Annotated in this window: 13 protein-coding genes, 1 tRNA gene and 1 other RNA gene; 12 read left to right on the top strand and 3 right to left on the bottom strand. The window is 35.1% G+C overall.

Annotation, left to right across the window (positions count from 1 at the left end; all coding sequences use genetic code 11):
* The first annotated feature begins 171 nt into the window (after positions 1–171).
* On the top strand, positions 172–675 hold the full coding sequence (locus KA856_RS05055; RefSeq protein WP_233432393.1) for a hypothetical protein: 504 nt from the start codon (positions 172–174) through the stop codon (positions 673–675).
* 290 nt (positions 676–965) lie between these two features.
* Here the strand turns inward: KA856_RS05055 and KA856_RS05060 are convergent, their stop codons facing one another.
* The 3 genes from KA856_RS05060 to gltC form a co-directional block, all read right to left on the bottom strand.
* Positions 966–1,712 carry a YibE/F family protein gene (locus KA856_RS05060; RefSeq protein ID WP_154409622.1) on the bottom strand — a complete coding sequence of 249 codons (747 nt, stop codon included), beginning with the start codon at positions 1,710–1,712 and terminating at the stop codon, positions 966–968.
* Positions 1,713–1,750: 38 nt separating this feature from the next.
* Positions 1,751–2,863 carry a YibE/F family protein gene (locus KA856_RS05065; RefSeq protein ID WP_107383744.1) on the bottom strand — a complete coding sequence of 371 codons (1,113 nt, stop codon included), beginning with the start codon at positions 2,861–2,863 and terminating at the stop codon, positions 1,751–1,753.
* A gap of 81 nt (positions 2,864–2,944) precedes the next feature.
* Complete coding sequence (gene gltC, locus KA856_RS05070) at positions 2,945–3,832, bottom strand: glutamate biosynthesis transcriptional regulator GltC (protein WP_107385686.1); 888 nt, start codon at positions 3,830–3,832, stop codon at positions 2,945–2,947.
* A 141-nt stretch (positions 3,833–3,973) separates the two neighbouring features.
* On the opposite strand from gltC, the gene gltB reads away from it, so the two are divergent.
* From gltB to recR, 11 genes are all read left to right on the top strand, one after another.
* Positions 3,974–8,473, top strand: a complete 4,500-nt coding sequence (gltB, locus tag KA856_RS05075; protein ID WP_107517848.1) for a glutamate synthase large subunit — start codon at positions 3,974–3,976, stop codon at positions 8,471–8,473.
* Between the two features lie 18 nt (positions 8,474–8,491).
* Positions 8,492–9,955 carry a glutamate synthase subunit beta gene (locus tag KA856_RS05080; RefSeq protein ID WP_107385687.1) on the top strand — a complete coding sequence of 488 codons (1,464 nt, stop codon included), beginning with the start codon at positions 8,492–8,494 and terminating at the stop codon, positions 9,953–9,955.
* A 60-nt stretch (positions 9,956–10,015) separates the two neighbouring features.
* Positions 10,016–10,108, top strand: a tRNA-Ser gene (locus tag KA856_RS05085).
* A gap of 340 nt (positions 10,109–10,448) precedes the next feature.
* Complete coding sequence (treP, locus tag KA856_RS05090; RefSeq protein WP_107383741.1) at positions 10,449–11,876, top strand: PTS system trehalose-specific EIIBC component; 1,428 nt, start codon at positions 10,449–10,451, stop codon at positions 11,874–11,876.
* Between the two features lie 88 nt (positions 11,877–11,964).
* Positions 11,965–13,599 carry an alpha,alpha-phosphotrehalase gene (treC, locus tag KA856_RS05095; protein ID WP_107385688.1) on the top strand — a complete coding sequence of 545 codons (1,635 nt, stop codon included), beginning with the start codon at positions 11,965–11,967 and terminating at the stop codon, positions 13,597–13,599.
* Between the two features lie 30 nt (positions 13,600–13,629).
* Complete coding sequence (treR, locus tag KA856_RS05100; protein WP_107383739.1) at positions 13,630–14,355, top strand: trehalose operon repressor; 726 nt, start codon at positions 13,630–13,632, stop codon at positions 14,353–14,355.
* A 71-nt stretch (positions 14,356–14,426) separates the two neighbouring features.
* Positions 14,427–14,695: signal recognition particle sRNA large type (ffs, locus tag KA856_RS05105), an RNA gene on the top strand.
* 182 nt (positions 14,696–14,877) lie between these two features.
* Positions 14,878–15,408, top strand: a complete 531-nt coding sequence (locus KA856_RS05110; protein WP_181187397.1) for a GNAT family N-acetyltransferase — start codon at positions 14,878–14,880, stop codon at positions 15,406–15,408.
* Positions 15,409–15,467: 59 nt separating this feature from the next.
* Positions 15,468–17,177 carry a DNA polymerase III subunit gamma/tau gene (gene dnaX, locus KA856_RS05115; protein ID WP_107385691.1) on the top strand — a complete coding sequence of 570 codons (1,710 nt, stop codon included), beginning with the start codon at positions 15,468–15,470 and terminating at the stop codon, positions 17,175–17,177.
* Positions 17,178–17,266: 89 nt separating this feature from the next.
* Positions 17,267–17,584, top strand: coding sequence for a YbaB/EbfC family nucleoid-associated protein (locus tag KA856_RS05120; RefSeq protein ID WP_026034724.1), 318 nt, complete (start codon positions 17,267–17,269; stop codon positions 17,582–17,584).
* A 4-nt stretch (positions 17,585–17,588) separates the two neighbouring features.
* Entirely contained in the window at positions 17,589–18,185 is a 597-nt protein-coding gene (gene recR / locus KA856_RS05125) for a recombination mediator RecR (RefSeq protein ID WP_046206986.1), read from the top strand.
* Positions 18,186–18,553 lie beyond the last annotated feature (368 nt).

The following is an 18,553-nucleotide window of genomic DNA, read 5'->3' on the forward strand; positions in this document are numbered from 1 at the left end:
ACAATTGCGATAGCTAAATATTATGATGAATAACAATTTAATAGGAGGTTATTCCATGCTTACAAAGCGTAACAGTATGAGTCCGTTTAATATTATTTGTAAAAGTTTTTATGAGGAAATAAAACCTTTTACATATCAAAGATTAGTAGATTTTGGGAATGTTATTATTATTTGAGAGGTACATCATTAGACTATGTTTCAACAAGTGTTATTACTAGATATGAAAATGAAGATCACCATACATTTAAATCTAGATTTGATCATTTTGGTGAAACTGAAAAGGTGTGTATTGAAAGATTAGAAGTTGCACCTCCTTTCGAAAATAAAGGTATTATGACGATTATGTTTTGTGACATAATGTTAGCGCTATTAACGAGAAGTTTAGCGAATGAAAACCATATAGAGATTAAATTTATAAATACCTCAGATTTAATTAAAGATGGGGAAATCGTAAATGTGTATCATAGTGTGATGCCTAAATACAAATTATCCTTAGCACAACCTAGTAGTTCGAGAATCGTGTTGGAGGGTAGGCGCACGAAAGCTAATATTGATTTTTATCAAGATGTTTACTATATATTTCCACTAGAAACGCGAGCAGAGGATATCGCATATTATACAAAGTTACGAGAACGTAAAATGCAATTATTAAATGAAAAACTGAAAGAACTTTAAATGATTTAGCTTAGTTGAAAAACGTTTGGAAATTTTGAACACTCTCTTAAAATAGCGAATCATATTTCTGTTATTGTGAGATGTTAAAAATTTTGATTAAAAATTAGGTATGTATGCATCATATAATCATACAGATTCACAAAGAGAGTAGGACAGAAATCTAATTTTATTAACAAGATTTCGTCGTCCCGTCCTGACAAAGATTGTAAAAATGTAAAATGGTTACCTGAGCAGTAGCTCATGCATAAGTCCCACTATCTCAATAAATTGAGATGTGGGACTTTGATTTTTTAATGTGAAGATTGATGCGTGTGTTTTGAGTGACGCTCTTTTTGATGTTTAATTAATAGTGCTGTTATCCATGCAGTAATCGGGATGCTAATGGCAACAGCGATGCCTCCTAGCAGGATAGATATAAATTCTTGTGCAAAGATTTTAGAATTGATGATATGTCCAAAAGAATAATTCAACCTAAAAAACCAAAAGAATAATGTCAATTGTCCTCCGAAATAGGCTAGATAAATTGTGTTTGCCGAAGTAGCTAAAATTTCACGTCCTACACGCATGCCAGATTGAAATAATGCTTTGCTTGTTAAGTTCGAATTGGTTTCGTATAACTCATACATTGGTGAACTGATTGTGATTGCTAAATCAATAACCGCAGCTATGACTGCAAGTACTACTGTAAACACCATGAATTTCACCATATCAATGCCGATATTCATAGAAAAAATATACGTTTCATCTTGTTGTTCGGTTGTGAAACCTTGTAAATGTCCGATGGATACTGATAAATAAATACCAATAATCAAGCACAAAGTAGTAATGACCGTTGCACAGAATGCTGCTTTTGTTTTTGTATTGTAACTATTTAAAACAAATAAATTACATGCTGCAATAACGATACAAAATATAAGTGTTACGAGATAAATAGGTGCGCCGAGCATAATTATAATGACAGTGATTAATAATATGACAAAATTCAAAAACAGTGTTAAATATGAGATGATACCTTTTTTTCCTCCAAAAATGGCCATTAATAGGAAAAGTAGAAGACCTAAGATTGTTATGACGCTCACTGATTAACACCTCGCATTTTAAACCATAATTGCATTAATAAAATAGTGATTGGAATCGTTAAAACAATACCAATACCACCAGTAATTGCCCGGGAAATTTCTAATGACCAATTCATGGAAATGGTATAGGTTACTGTATTTGCATTTTTAAGGTAAATAAGAAACATCGGAAGACTACCAGATAAATATGAAAATAATAAGATGTTCGTCATTGTCCCCATAATATCTTGACCAATATGACGCCCTGCGAGCGCCCATCGAGTCATACTTATATTAGGTGTTCTGCGCAATATTTCTGCCATACCACTTGCTATTGTGATAGCTACATCCATGACAGCACCAAGTGTTCCAATCATAACAGAAGCAAGGAAAACATCCTTAGGAGGCAAAGTTAAGAAACTCATTGTTTCAAATTTTAAGCCCGCACCGTCTGTTAACGTAATCACTAATTGGGTGGCGCCAACACAAATAAAAGTGCCTAATAGTGTGCTTGCTATCGTAATTGACGTTCGCCATCGCCAACCGGTAACTAAGAGCAAAGTAAATACCGTAGTAAAAATGACGCCGATACTCATAAGTGCAAATAAATTTAAATCAGGAAATTTATTATGTAAATAGATAGCTAAAAGCACAACGATTGTATTGAAAACTAAAGAAAGAATCGATTGTAAACCGATTTTACGTCCTACTAGTAAAACAGTTAATAAAAATATTCCAGTTATCATAACGACGAGGCTATCTCGCTTCTTTTCTATGATATAAGCATCATCTAGATGTTTGCCGATGTGTAACAAAACTTTGTTATGTTTTGAGAATGCTTCACTATCAGCTTGTGATGCTATGTAATGATGAGGAATCTTCGTCGTTTGTCCCTCGAATTTTCCGTTCAAAATTTTAAGTGTTAGGGTTTGATTGTATTTAGTATCTTTATTATGGTTATCATCTGTAATGTGTGATGTAGATTTATTTTCGATCTTTGTAATTTGGCCGATTGGTGTATCGTAAAATCTGGCATTGAAAAATGTGAAAATAAATACAGCCACAAATAAGATGATAAATATCAAGATGACCCAATCAAAAGGGCGTTTAAATAACGTTTTAAAAGGCATTGTTTTGTTTCAGTCCTCCCTATATAGACAATGCGATTATACGCTCCTAGCGATTTGAATTCAAAAGTTTTATGCATGTGATTAATGATAAGTCGTGCTTCTACTTAATAATTTATCGATAATTTCTAATAAAAATTGTAAATCATGTTTTCGATTGTCTAGCCGAACAACTTGGCAAATGGTTCTTTTCAATGCTGTATGTTCTAATGATACTTCTCGCCATTTTTGCGGATTTTTTGAAAGCAAATGATAAGAAGGTGTGACGATGTAGCCACGCCCTTTGCTTAAGATATATTCAGCCAGTTGAGGATGTGTAATCGTTTGTATAGGTGTTTTGGTTGTTTTTACTAATGTTTGTCTAATCTTGGTTGGTAATGGATATAATTCGTAAATAGATTTATTCGAAAATTGTACTAAAGGTGGATTCGTAGCCATTGTGATCGGATCATCTTTAGGTGCATAGACATGGAATGTTTCTTCAAATAAAGGGCTTACCTTTAAAGAACGGTGCTGTTTGAGTTCATCTGACATAGCAGTGAAAGCAATATCAATTTTATCTGTGAGCAAAGCTGAAAAAATGTCTTCTTCTTCCATTAAAATGGGTTGAATGATGGATGTGCTTTCGTTTTCAAAGGATTGCATTAATAATGTAAGTGCCTGTGTTATATAACTTTCAACATAACCAACACGTATAATATAATGCTCTGTTTCAGATTGGTTATGAAATAAACGTACTGTGTTATCAAGCTGTTCGATAATCTTTGTTGCTTCAGAAAATAATTGTTGCCCTTCTTCAGTAATGTGTATGTTGCGCCCTTCTCTGTTAAACAACGTCACTTGTAATTCCTTTTCCAATAGTGTGATTTGCCTACTTATAGCAGATTGAGCAATGTTAAGTTCTAGAGCAGCGTCTGATAAATGTTCTCTTTTTGCAACTTCTATAAAATATTTCAATTGTTTAATTTCCATATGATCATTCCCAACATATTAATATTATTCGAATTATTAGAATAATATCATCTATTTTATATATTGAATAGATTAATGTATTACTATATAGTTTACTATACTTATTTAATATTCAGAATTTTCGAAAAAGAGGTGAGGGTTATGTTCGAATATGGTAAGCAATTAGGATTATATGATAGTCGTGAAGAGCATGATGCATGTGGTATTGGATTTTATGCCAATATGAATAATGGGAGATCACACGATATCGTTGAAAAATCACTGGAAATGCTACGTAGGTTAGATCACCGTGGAGGAATTGGTGCAGATGGCATGACAGGTGATGGTGCCGGTATTATGACAGAAATTCCTTTTGATTATTTTTCTAAACAAACAGATTTTGAATTACCGAAAGAGGGTCATTATGCAGTAGGTATGTTTTTTTCGAACGTGAAGATAAAAAATTCAGAGCATGAAGCAACGTTCAATCGTTATTTTGAAAGCGAAGGATTAAATGTTATTGGTTATAGAGATGTGCCAGTAGATGTCAATGCCATTGCCGAACATGTAGCCCAAACGATGCCATATATACAACAAGTATTCATCGCATTAAATGATGATGTTCACATAGAAAAAGCGTTATTTTTAGCACGTAAACAAATTGAATTATATGCTAAAAAGCAGCAAGTAGATTTATATTTCACAAGTTTATCTCATAAAACAATCGTCTATAAAGGATGGTTGCGTTCTGATCAAATTAAGAAGCTCTTTCAAGATTTAAATGATGAACGCTATATATCAAAGCTAGGACTCGTGCATTCTCGTTTTAGTACAAATACATTTCCGAGCTGGAAGCGCGCACACCCTAATAGATTATTAATGCATAATGGAGAGATTAATACTATTAAGGGTAACGTTAATTGGATGCGTGCAAGACAAAATGATTTGATTGAAACTATTTTTGGTGAAGACAAACATAAAGTAGAGGAAATTATTGATGAAGACGGTAGTGACTCAGCTATTGTAGACAACGCTTTAGAATTTTTATCTTTAGCTATGGAACCAGAGAGAGCAGCAATGTTAATGATACCAGAACCTTGGCTTTATAATACGGCGAATGACAGTAACGTTCGTGCTTTTTATGAATACTATAGTTACTTGATGGAACCGTGGGATGGTCCAACAATGATTTCATTTTGTAATGGAGAAAAAATTGGCGCGCTAACTGATAGAAATGGCTTGCGACCAGGACGTTATACAATCACTAAAGATAATTACATTGTTTTTTCATCAGAAGTGGGTGTTGTAGATGTACCTGAGGAACAAGTTGCTTTTAAAGGTCAACTAAATCCAGGGAAATTACTATTAGTTGATTTTCAACAGCAAAAAGTAGTTGATAATAATGAATTAAAATCACGTATCGCTGATGAATTACCATATGAGAATTGGCTAAATCAATTTAAAGTAGACTTAGATTTAGACAATGTAAAAGTGGTCCCATCCAATTGGGATGAAGCAACTTTAGCTAGATTACAAAAGCAATTTGTTTATACGAATGAAGAAATCGACAAATATATGACAGAATTAATTGAAAGTAAGAAAGACCCAATTGGCGCTATGGGGTATGATGTTCCGATTGCTGTTTTAAATGAAAAAGATGAATCGTTATTCAATTATTTTAAACAACTTTTTGCACAAGTCACTAATCCACCGATTGATGCATATAGAGAAAAAATAGTGACAAGTGAATTGTCTTATTTAGGTTCAGAAGGTAATTTATTAAAACCTAACGAAGATGTATTGAATAGAATTCAATTGAAAAGACCGGTGTTAACTGAGGCACAATTAAAAGCGATTGACGATAGTAGGTTCAAAGTTAAGCATTTATCAACGCTATATCACGAAAACTTAGAAACGGCGTTAGACAATTTAGGGGAACAAGCAATTCAATCCGTAAAAGATGGCTATGAAATTATTGTATTAGATGATCGAGTACTAGTTGAAGCGCAAGGCTATGCATTGCCAATATTGCTTGCGGTAAGTCATGTACATCAATTATTAATTAGAGAAGGTTTGCGCATGCGTACAAGTATCATCGCACTTTCTGGTGAAACGAGAGAGGTGCACCATGTAGCGTGTTTATTAGGGTATGGTGCTAATGCAGTCGTACCATATTTAGCGCAGCATACAATAGAAAACTTAGTGGAGAAAGGACGCTTAAACGGAAATATTGCCGAAAACGTTCAAACATATACGGATACATTATCAGAAGGTGTCATAAAAGTTATGGCTAAAATGGGGATTTCTACCGTTCAAAGCTACCAAGGGGCTCAAATTTTTGAAGCGGTAGGTTTGTCACAAGAAGTTGTTGACCGGTATTTTACAGGGACACAAACAAAACTATCTGGTATCGATATAAACTTGATAGATAAAGAAAATAAAGCGAGACAGTCATCTGAGAGCGAGTACCTTGAATCTGGTAGTACGTTTCAATGGCGTAAACAAGGCCAACATCACGCATTTAACCCGACGTCAATTCACTTACTACAACATGCGTGTCGTTTAAATGATTATGAACAGTTCAAAACGTTTTCAAATGAAGTCAATCACCAACGTACAGATCATATTCGTCACTTAATGGAATTTAAAAACCAAGATTCAATTGATATCAATGAAGTAGAACCAACGAGTGAAATCGTAAAACGTTTTAATACAGGTGCAATGAGTTATGGTTCTATTTCTGAAGAAGCCCATCAAACACTTGCTGAAGCAATGAATCAAATGGGTGGTAAAAGTAATAGTGGTGAAGGTGGAGAAAATCCTGAACGATTTGTAGTGGATGACGAAGGTCGTAATCGTTCTAGTGCAATCAAACAAGTTGCTTCTGGAAGATTTGGAGTGACGAGTCATTACTTACAACATGCTAAAGAAATACAAATTAAGGTAGCACAGGGTGCTAAACCTGGGGAAGGCGGTCAGCTTCCTGGTTCTAAAGTTTATCCATGGATTGCTGAAGTCAGAGGCTCTACACCAGGTATTGGTTTGATTTCTCCACCACCACATCATGATATTTATTCAATTGAAGACCTAGCACAATTAATTCATGATTTGAAAAATGCTAATAAAAACGCAAATATCACAGTGAAGCTTGTATCTAAAACTGGCGTCGGTACAATCGCAGCAGGTGTAGCTAAAGCTTATGCTGATAAAATTGTGATTAGTGGATATGATGGCGGTACGGGTGCTTCTCCCAAAACAAGTATCCAACACGCAGGTGTACCTTGGGAAATTGGATTAGCGGAGACACATCAAACACTTATGATGAATAATTTAAGATCGAGAGTGATTGTAGAAACAGACGGCAAATTACTCACAGGTAAAGATGTGGCATATGCATGTGCATTAGGAGCGGAAGAATTTGGTTTTGCAACAGCGCCATTAGTCGTCCTTGGATGTGTAATGATGCGGGTTTGCCATAAAGATACATGCCCTGTAGGTATTGCTACACAAAATCAAGATTTACGCGCACTATTTAATGGTAGAGCTGATCATGTGGTCAATTTTATGCATTTTGTTGCTGAGGAATTAAGAGAGATACTAGCCGAACTTGGTTTGCGCACTGTAGATGATTTGGTGGGGCGTACAGACTTATTAAAACGAAAAGATAATTTATCTCAACGAAGACCTAAAGCTGCATCTATGAATGTTGAAGCATTATTATATCAGCACGAAGGTGAAAGATATAAAAAAATAGCGCAAAATCACCATCTTGATGAAGGATTCGATTTAACACAACTATTACCTGATGCTCAAGTAGCAATTGAACAACAGAAGTCATTTACTGGCAATTATGTAGTGAAAAATGAGCAACGAGATGTGGGCGTCATTACTGGTAGTATGATTACTGATATCTACGGTGCTGAAGGTTTGCCTGAAGATAGTATCAATGTCAATACAGTAGGTCATGCTGGTCAAAGTTTAGCTGCTTATATACCTCAAGGATTAACAGTACATCACACAGGTGATGCTAACGATTATGTAGGTAAAGGGCTTTCTGGCGGTAAAGTAATTGTGAAGGCACCGACGCAACAGCGAGAATCAGAAATCATAGTTGGTAATGTCTGTTTCTATGGTGCGTCTTATGGTAAAGCTTTTATTAATGGTAAAGCTGGTGAAAGATTCTGTATTAGAAATAGTGGTGTACAAGTTGTTGTTGAAGGTATTGGTGATCATGGTCTTGAGTATATGACAGGCGGTCGCGTCATTGTGCTTGGAGATGTCGGAAAGAACTTTGGTCAAGGCATGAGTGGTGGTGTTGCTTATATCTTCCCATCTGATATTGAAAAATTTAAAGAAGAACATCAATTAGACAGTTTAGACTTCGACGAAATCACTGTTGCAGCAGAAAAAAATGTTGTGAGAGAGATGCTAGAAGCCCATTTACTTTATACAAATAGTACTAAAGCAAAAAATATATTAGATAATTTTGAAGAAATGGCTAATAAAGTAGTGAAAGTCATTCCGAAAGATTATAAATTGATGATGCAAAAAATTGAATTACAAAAGCGTGAATCTAACCAGCAAGATGAAGCGTTACTGAATGCTTTTAATGACAAGAGAACACATCTAGAACCAGCGCAACAATTAACGGCTGTGTATTAATTTGAAGGGGGACTAAGTATGGGAGAATTCAAAGGATTTATGAATTATGATAAACAACCTTTGCATGAATTGTCTTTAGTAGAACGTTTGAAAGGACACGCACCCTTTCAGCAAAGGTTTACAAAAGAAGAAGCCTCGGAACAAGGTGCGAGATGCATGGATTGTGGCACACCTTTTTGTCAAACAGGTGAACCATATGGTAGAGAAACAATTGGTTGTCCCATTGGGAACTATATTCCAGAATGGAATGATTTAGTGTACCAAAAAGACTTCGAAACGGCATATAAACGCTTGAATGAAACGAATAACTTCCCGGAATTTACTGGACGTGTATGTCCGGCTCCGTGTGAACAATCGTGTGTGATGAAGATAAATAGAGAATCTGTTGCGATTAAAGGTATTGAACGTACTATTATTGATGAAGCTTTTGAAAATGGCTGGGTTAAACCAACGATTCCCAATGAGCGTAAAGCAGCATCAGTAGCTATAGTAGGAAGCGGCCCAGCTGGTTTAACGGCTGCAGATGAATTAAACAAATTAGGTTATCGCATAACTGTATATGAACGTGCACATGAAGCAGGTGGATTATTAATGTATGGTATACCTAATATGAAATTAGATAAAGACGTAGTGCGACGTAGAATCAAACTAATGGAACAATCTGGTATCACCTTTATCACTGATACGGAAATAGGGATAGATGTCAGTAAAGAAAGTTTAGAGGAACAATTCGATGCCATTATTATTTGTACAGGTTCGCAAAACGCACGTGATTTACCATTAGAAGGTCGAATGGGCATGGGTATTCACTTTGCTATGGATTACTTAACAGAACAGGGCGAGTATTTAAATGGTGAAATTGAAAAGCCGTCAATATCTGCAGAAGGGAAAAACGTAATTGTCATTGGTGCTGGTGACACAGGTGCAGACTGTGTAGCGACTGCACTGAGAGAAAAATGTAAATCTATCGTTCAATTTAACAAATACACAAAACAACCTGAAGCTATCGAATTTGACGAAAATACGTATTGGCCATTAGCCATGCCTGTATTCAAAATGGATTATGCTCATAATGAATATGAGGCGCGTTTTGGTTTTGAACCACGTGCATATGGTGTTCAAACAATGCGTTACGAAGTTGATCGTATTGGTAATGTAACAGGTGTTTATACACAAATACTTGAAGAAACAGAGGATGGTATGGTTGTTGTCGATGGTACAGAACGTCATTGGCCAGCTGACTTGGTATTGTTATCAATAGGATTTATTGGTACTGAAACCACTGTGCCACATGCGTTTAATATACAAACTGAGAGAAATAAAATTGTCGCAGATAACAAAAATTTCAAAACGAATCAATCAAATATTTTTGCGGCAGGCGACGCAAGAAGAGGTCAAAGTCTTGTTGTTTGGGCAATTCAAGAAGGTAGAGCAGTCGCTAATGCTGTTGACGAATACCTAACTGAAAAAACATTGGTGTAACATTTTAATTATAATTGACTTTTTTAATGGGCTATAATATTATAATTATTGTGTTCATTTGGAGGAATACCCAAGTCCGGCTGAAGGGATCGGTCTTGAAAACCGACAGGGGCTTAACGGCCCGCGGGGGTTCGAATCCCTCTTCCTCCGCCATTATCATTAAATACCAAGACTAATAAATAATATAGTAGGCAAACGTTTATTTAATATAAAGTGTTTGTCTTTTTTTGTTGTTTACGATCAATGATAGAAAAAAGACGAGTGCTTTACATAGTTTTTGTTATTGTTTGTGGCATTTATCATTAAACTTATTGCTGTGATTACGCCAAACACAAAATAATATATATTTTTATTGAAGAAGGTCATCAAGTAGAGATAGGAAATTAATGTCTACTTGATGACCTTTTTTAAGAAACTGAGTGAAAGCCTTTACAAAACTTGTCTATACAAGTTATAATCTGGATAATATTAAAGTTTAAGGGAGTGAATCATCATGGCTGTTAAAAAGAAAGATGTTCAAGATATAGTCGAAGCTATTGGGGGCAGAGAAAACTTGGACACAGCAACACACTGTGTGACGCGTTTGCGACTTGTTTTGAAAGATGATGATAAGGTCGATAAAGATCGACTGAGTAACAATGATTTAGTTAAGGGACAATTCAAAGCTGATAATCAATATCAAATTGTTATTGGACCAGGTACTGTAGATGAAGTTTATAAACAATTTATTGAGGAAACCGGGGCTGAAAGTGCCTCTAAAGATGATGCGAAAGCAGCGGCAGCTAAAAAAGGGAATCCTATACAAAGATTGGTTAAGTTATTGGGAGATATCTTTATACCAATTTTACCGGCTATCGTAACTGCTGGTTTACTATTAGGGATTTATAATGTATTAACAATGGAAGACTTGTTTGGGAAGCAAGCATTGGTGGCACAATATCCACAATTAGGGGACTTTGCAGATATTATTAATGTTATTGCAAACACTGCCTTTATTTTCTTGCCAGCTTTAATTGGTTGGAGTAGTATGCGTGTGTTTGGTGGGAGTCAAATACTCGGTTTGGTATTAGGTCTAATTTTAATGAACCCACAACTCGCTTCACAATATGATATTGGGAAAGGTAATATTCCAGCATGGCATATCTTTGGTTTAGAAATTAAACAACTGAACTATCAAGGTCAAGTATTACCAATCTTATTAGCATCATATGTATTAGCACAAATTGAAAAGTTCTTAAGTAAATATGTGCATGATTCAATCAAAATGTTAGTCGTTGGTCCAGTTGCCTTATTAATCACTGGTTTCTTAGCGTTTATCGTTATAGGTCCAATTGCCTTATGGTTAGGAACAGGGATTACAAATGGTGTGACATTTGTCTTTGAACATATCGGCTGGTTAGGTGGCGCAATTTATGGTTTCTTTTACGCACCTCTAGTTATTACAGGCTTACACCATATGTTCTTAGCGGTTGATTTCCAACTGATGGGAAGCAGTCTTGAAGGGACGTACTTGTGGCCAATCTTAGCAATTTCAAATATCTGTCAAGGTTCAGCTGCATTTGGTGCATGGTTCGTCTATAAACGACGCAAAATGGCCAAAGAACAAGGCTTGGCAATGACTTCTGGTGTATCAGGATTCTTAGGGGTTACTGAACCAGCATTGTTTGGTGTAAACTTACCGTTGAAATATCCTTTTGTTGCAGCGATTTTAACTTCGGGTGTTATAGGCGCTATCATAGGTGCAATTGGTGTCTTAGGTAATGTTGGCGTTGGCGGTGTGCCAGCCATCATTTCTATTAAAAAAGATTTTTGGTTAATTTACGGAATAGGTACCGTTCTAGCAATGGTAGTACCAGCGATATTAACTGTTATCTTCTCGAAGTTCAGTAAAGAAGAAGCAAAAGAAATAGTAGAAGAATAGTTAATTCGAATAGATAAGTACAACTAAACTCGCTAAGTTTGATTAGCGAGTTTCTTAATTTAAAATACAAAGATAAGGTGGTAATAATATGGTAGTCAATGATTGGAGAAAATCGGTAGTTTATCAAATTTATCCTAAGTCATTCAATGATACGACGGGTAATGGTGAAGGTGATTTAAATGGCATAATTGAAAAGTTAGACTATCTACAATATCTAGGTGTGGATTATATTTGGTTAACACCTATTTATGAATCACCTATGAATGATAATGGTTATGACATTAGCGATTATTATAAAGTGAATGAACAATTTGGCACGATTGAAGATTTAAAAACATTGATTGCTGAAGCACATCAACGTGATTTAAAAATAATGATGGATATCGTCATTAATCATACATCTACAGAACATGAATGGTTTAAACAAGCATATTCAGATAAAAGCAACCCATATAGAGACTACTATTTCTTTAGGAGGTCAGCAGATAATCAACCACCGACAAATTGGGAATCAAAGTTTGGTGGTAATGCTTGGAAATACGATGACAAAACAGATGAATATTATCTTCACTTATTTGACGTAACACAGGCAGATTTGAATTGGGATAACCCTGAAGTGCGTCGTGAACTCTATAAAGTGATTAATTATTGGATTGATTTTGGTGTAGACGGTTTTAGATTCGATGTAATTAATTTAATATCAAAAGGTGAATTTAAAAATTCAGAAAAGATAGGAAAAGAATTTTACACTGATGGACCACGTGTGCATGAATACTTACACGAAATGAATCAACAGACATTTGGAGTTAAAGATATGATGACAGTGGGCGAAATGTCTTCGACAACGATTGAAAATTGTATTCAATATACGGATCCCGAACGTCAAGAACTAAGTAGTGTGTTTAATTTTCATCATTTAAAAGTAGATTATATTAATGGAGAAAAGTGGACAAACGCAAAGTTAGACTTTCATAAATTAAAAGAAATATTAATGGAATGGCAAATAGGTATTTATAACGGTGGCGGATGGAATGCTATTTTTTGGTGTAATCATGATCAACCACGTGTAGTAACACGATTCGGTGATGATTCGACGGAGGTTTTACGTCAAAGTAGTGCTAAAATGCTAGCCATCGCTTTGCACATGCTTCAAGGCACACCATATATTTACCAAGGTGAAGAAATTGGTATGACAGACCCTCACTTCAATGATATCGACCAGTATAGAGATATAGAATCTCTAAATGCATATAAAAAGTTAAAAGCTGAAGGTTATCCAGAAACAGAGATTTTAACGATATTAGGACAAAAATCTCGTGATAACTCTCGTACACCTGTACAGTGGACAAGCGGTGAAAATGCAGGTTTTACTTCAGGCACACCTTGGATTGATATTCCTAACAACTATAAGGAAATCAATGTTGAAGCAGCCATAGAAGACGATCAATCCATTTTGCAAACATATAGAAAATTGATAAAGCTACGTCACGAACATGATATTATAACTTATGGGAATATTGAGCCACTTTACATGGACCACGATGAATTATTTGTTTATAAGCGTCATTATAAGGATGAAACATGGTTAGTGATTGCTAACTTTTCAAAAGAAAAAGTTGAAATACCACAAGACTTAAAAGTTGAAGGAGAAGTAATGTTACAAAATGGCTCGATTGTAAATGGTTTAATAGACGGATTTGGTGCTATCGTAGTTAGACAATAATTTAAATTAAAAGGCAGTGAGTGAAATCACATGAAACAGAAAAAATTTATTGCGATTTATGAAAATTTACGCACAGATATCATCGAATCAAAGCTACCATATGGTGCTCAATTGCCATCAGAAAACGAATTGGTATTCGACTACAATGCCTCTCGTGAAACCGTGCGCAAAGCGCTTAATCTACTTGTTAGAGACGGTATGATTCAGAAAATTAAAGGTAAAGGATCAGTTGTAATCTATCAAGGTGTTACAGAATTCCCATTTGCGAATTTAACGAGTTTCAGGGAAGTTCAACAAGGATTAGGTCTGAGTCATGAGACTGAAGTTAGATTATTAGAACGCATACCTGCCAGCGAAGTACCGGAAGTAAAAAACGCTTTGGGCTTGCGCCAGAGTGAAACATTGTGGCACATTATCCGAACGCGAAAAATTGATCGTCGCGTAAAAATTATTGATGAAGATTATTTAGTAGAAAAAATTGTTCCTGATATAACAATGAACATTGCTAAAGATTCGCTGTATCATTATATAGAACAAACGCTGAAGTTAGAAATTAGCTACTCTAATAAATCTATCACCTTTGAAGCATTTGGTAATTTAGAATGTGAAATATTTGGAGATGTAACACCACCATACACTGCAACGGTTCGAGGTATCGTCCATTTAAAGGATACGACAAAATTTCAATATAACATTTCCAAACATTTAGCCACGGAGTTTAAGTTTAATGATTTTTCGAGACGTCACAAAATTTAATGAAATAAGTTATAAAATAATGAATTGTATGACTTGCAATCAGTCATTACCTTATAGTATGATATATCTTGCCGTGCTAGGTGGGGAGGTAGCGGTTCCCTGTACTCGAAATCCGCTTATGCGAGACTTAATTCCTTCGCTAAGGCTACGTTTTTGTGAAGTCTGCCCAAAGCACGTAGTGTTTGAAGATTTCGGTCCTATGCAATATGAACCCATGAACCATGTCAGGTCCTGACGGAAGCAGCATTAAGTGGATCATCGTATGTGCCGTAGGATTGCCGAGATTTAGCTGTCGACTTTGGTTACGTTTATGATACGTATTCGAAGCGAAGGTGCACGGTTTTAATTTTTAAAATAAATACAATTAACCATATATTATGAGTGACTTATCTTTTGATAGCAGTCACTCTTTTTTTATATTAAAATAATAGCGATACATTAATTTAATTGATTGAACTGTAACGATAGCATTCTGATTGTAACTGCCCAAAATTGAATTTAGTGAATTTGGAGGAACGACATATGCAAATTTATTTAAGTACATTAACTGAAAATGACTATGACGCAAGTTTAGACGAAATAAAAACTGCTTTTGAAAACGTCGCAGAGTCCAACCATGATGAACAAGATTTAGTTTTGAAAATTAGAGCATCTACAGAATATAATTCCGAATTGGAAGTTGTTGCGAAGACAGATGAAGGTGATGTCATTGGCCATGCAATGCTTTCAGAAATAGAGATTATTAACGATGAAACACGCTATATGGCGTTAGCGTTAGCACCTTTATCTGTATTGCCAGAATATAGAAGTAAAGGTATAGGTAAAGCGCTTGTTCAAGCTGTGGAAGAACGCGCAAAAGCGCAAGATTATACGACTATTATTGTACTTGGAGATCCTGAATATTATGGTATGTTAGGTTATGAAGAGGCAAGCCACTATCAAATTTATAGCCCGTTTGATGTACCATCGAAATATTTTATGGTTAAATTCTTGTGGGAACAACTTGCAGAGCAACCAAATGGTAATGTAGTTTATCCAGAGGCATTTAATTAATATTCAAAATATAAAGCACAGTGATATAATAGTTGTTGAATGTAATTGGAGGTGTGAAGGTGAATTATCAAGCTTTATATAGAATGTTCCGGCCACAGAGTTTTGAAGATGTAGTAGGCCAGGAACATGTAACTAAAACATTGCGCAATGCAATTTCAAAAGGCAAACAATCACATGCGTATATTTTTAGCGGGCCGAGAGGGACAGGCAAAACAAGTATCGCAAAAGTATTCGCGAAAGCTATTAATTGTCTCGAACGTTCCAATGGAGAACCTTGTAATGAATGTGCTATTTGTACAGGGATTACGCGAGGAACGAATTCAGATGTGATTGAAATAGATGCTGCTAGTAATAATGGTGTGGATGAAATTAGAAATATCAGAGATAAAGTTAAATACGCACCAAGTGAATCAAAATTCAAAGTATACATTATAGATGAAGTTCATATGTTAACAACAGGTGCTTTCAATGCATTGTTGAAAACTTTAGAAGAACCACCAGCACATGCAATTTTTATATTGGCGACTACAGAACCACATAAAATACCTCCGACAATTATTTCAAGAGCGCAAAGATTTGATTTCAAAGCAATTAGTCACGATGAAATTGTAGAACGTTTGCAATTCGTAGCAGACGCTCAAGATATAGAATATGATAATGCTGCCTTAGATTTTATTGCCAAAGCATCTGAAGGTGGTATGCGAGACGCGTTAAGTATCATGGACCAAGCAATTGCTTTTGGTGATGATCATCTTACATTGCAAGACGCGTTGAATGTAACTGGTAGCGTAGATGCTCAAGCATTGAATGATTTACTAAAAGAGATAGTTGAAGGAGATGTAAAAACTGCATTTTCAACTTATCACCAATTTATTGCACAAGGTAAAGAAGTAAATCGTCTGATTAATGATATGATTTATTTTGTGAGAGATACCATTATGAATAAGACATCTAATATAGAATCTGAATATGATGCACTGATGCATTTTGACTTAGAAACTTTGTATAAAATGATTGATGTGATTAATGATACGCTTGTTTCAATCAGATTTAGTGTCAATCAAAGTGTGCATTTTGAAGTATTATTAGTTAAAATAGCAGAAATGATTAAAGGCGAATCAGAAAATGTGCAAACTGTTGCTACAACGAGCGTAGCCAGTGAACCTAATAATGAAGTATTGTTACAGCGAATGGAACAGTTAGAAAATGAACTGAAAACATTAAAATCACAAGGTGTCGTAACTAATAATGCAAAACCGCAAGCTAAAAAAACAGCTAGTAAAGGCACGCAATCGAAAAATGCGTTTTCAATGCAACAAATTGCCAAAGTATTAGATAAAGCTAACAAAGAAGATATTAAACAGCTTAAAGACCACTGGCAAGAGGTTATAGATCACGCTAAAAGTAATGATATGAAATCATTAGTAAGCTTACTTCAAAATTCAGAACCAGTGGCAGCTAGTGAAACACATGTACTGATTAAATTCGAAGAAGAAATACACTGTGAGATTGTAAATAAAGATGATGAAAAAAGAGAGAATATTGAGAACGTAGTATGTAATATTATAGATAAAACAGTTAAAGTAGTGGGCGTGCCAGCAGATCAGTGGATGAGAGTAAGAACAGAATATCTTCAAAACCGCAAACAAAGTACGAGTGCGGAAGAAAACAGAACAGCGACAACAGCGTCTCCTGAAGAAGTCGACGTCGTTCAAAAGGCTAAAGACCTATTTGGAGAAAACACAGTAAATGTAATTGATGAAGAGTGATACATGACAATGAATTAAAAGGCATGTATAATGAGACAAAAGATGAATTACAATCAGATGAGATTGAAGTTTTTAAGGAGGATAAATATATGCGCGGTGGCGGAAATATGCAACAAATGATGAAACAAATGCAGAAAATGCAAAAGAAAATGAATGAAGAACAAGAAAAATTAAAAGAAGAAAAAGTACAAGGTACAGCTGGTGGTGGCATGGTAACTGTCACAGTATCAGGTCATAAAGAAGTTCTCGATGTAGAAATCAAAGAAGAAGCAGTTGATCCAGATGACATTGAAATGTTACAAGACTTAGTTATTGCTGCTACTAACGAAGCGATGAATAAAGCTGATGAACTTACTCAAGAACGTTTAGGTAAGCATACACAAGGCTTAAATATCCCTGGAATGTGATTGTATGCACTATCCAGAACCAATATCCAAACTTATCGACAGTTTCATGAAACTGCCAGGCATTGGGCCGAAGACAGCTCAACGTCTGGCGTTTCATGTATTAGATATGAAAGAAGACGATGTCGTTCAATTTGCTAAAGCTTTAGTAGATGTAAAACGAGAACTTACCTATTGTAGTGAGTGTGGGCATATTACTGAGCAAGATCCATGCTATATTTGCCAAGATAAACAGAGAGATCGTTCAATTATTTGTGTGGTTGAGGACGATAAAGATGTTATCGCTATGGAAAAAATGCGTGAATATAAAGGCTTGTACCATGTATTACATGGTTCTATATCTCCGATGGATGGCATAGGACCAGAAGATATTAATATTCCAAGTTTAATCAATCGCTTGAAAAATGATGAAGTAAAAGAGCTCATCTTAGCAATGAACCCTAATTTGGAAGGCGAGTCAACGGCGATGTATATATCGAGACTAGTTAAACCAATAGGTTTAACAGTAACTCGATTAGCGCAAGGACTTTCTGTTGGTGGAGATTTAGAATACGCGGATGAAGTGACATTATCAAAAGCGATTATGGGCAGAACAGAGATGTAATAAGTGTTCAATTATAAATAAAATGAAACCAAGCTACCTTTTTTTTAAGGTAGCTTTAAATTTTTGAAAAGAAATTTAATAAACAGTAAAGTTTGTTTTATAGAGTTATTCAAACTATTTATCAATGTCAAAAATCACGAGATGAAGATAAAAACGAACGATACGAACCATTGGAAATAAAAAGTATGTAAAATGAAGAAAGATCACATTTGATCATGAAGAAAAGTGTAAATTTTACTGTTGTTCAAAGCGTTTTAAGCGTGTATAGTATTTACTTGTCGGACGAAACAAAACGACACACATAATGATATTTCAAAACAAGCTTTCAAATTAATTTTAAAAAGTTCTTGACTTTCAAAGTTAAAACC

It is taken from the genome of Staphylococcus sp. GDB9P120P, from assembly GCF_017893435.1.
Taxonomy (GTDB): Bacteria; Bacillota; Bacilli; order Staphylococcales; family Staphylococcaceae; genus Staphylococcus; species Staphylococcus cohnii.

Excerpts from the sequence above, each read along its gene's own strand:
- KA856_RS05080 (WP_107385687.1), top strand. The coding sequence starts at position 8,492 with ATGGGAGAATTCAAAGGATTTATGAATTATGATAAACAACCTTTGCAT.
- KA856_RS05065 (WP_107383744.1), bottom strand. The coding sequence starts at position 2,863 with ATGCCTTTTAAAACGTTATTTAAACGCCCTTTTGATTGGGTCATCTTG.
- gltC (WP_107385686.1), bottom strand. The coding sequence starts at position 3,832 with ATGGAAATTAAACAATTGAAATATTTTATAGAAGTTGCAAAAAGAGAA.
- KA856_RS05120 (WP_026034724.1), top strand. The coding sequence starts at position 17,267 with ATGCGCGGTGGCGGAAATATGCAACAAATGATGAAACAAATGCAGAAA.
- KA856_RS05060 (WP_154409622.1), bottom strand. The coding sequence starts at position 1,712 with ATGGCCATTTTTGGAGGAAAAAAAGGTATCATCTCATATTTAACACTG.
- treP (WP_107383741.1), top strand. The coding sequence starts at position 10,449 with ATGGCTGTTAAAAAGAAAGATGTTCAAGATATAGTCGAAGCTATTGGG.
- KA856_RS05110 (WP_181187397.1), top strand. The coding sequence starts at position 14,878 with ATGCAAATTTATTTAAGTACATTAACTGAAAATGACTATGACGCAAGT.
- treC (WP_107385688.1), top strand. The coding sequence starts at position 11,965 with ATGGTAGTCAATGATTGGAGAAAATCGGTAGTTTATCAAATTTATCCT.
- gltB (WP_107517848.1), top strand. The coding sequence starts at position 3,974 with ATGTTCGAATATGGTAAGCAATTAGGATTATATGATAGTCGTGAAGAG.
- treR (WP_107383739.1), top strand. The coding sequence starts at position 13,630 with ATGAAACAGAAAAAATTTATTGCGATTTATGAAAATTTACGCACAGAT.
- recR (WP_046206986.1), top strand. The coding sequence starts at position 17,589 with ATGCACTATCCAGAACCAATATCCAAACTTATCGACAGTTTCATGAAA.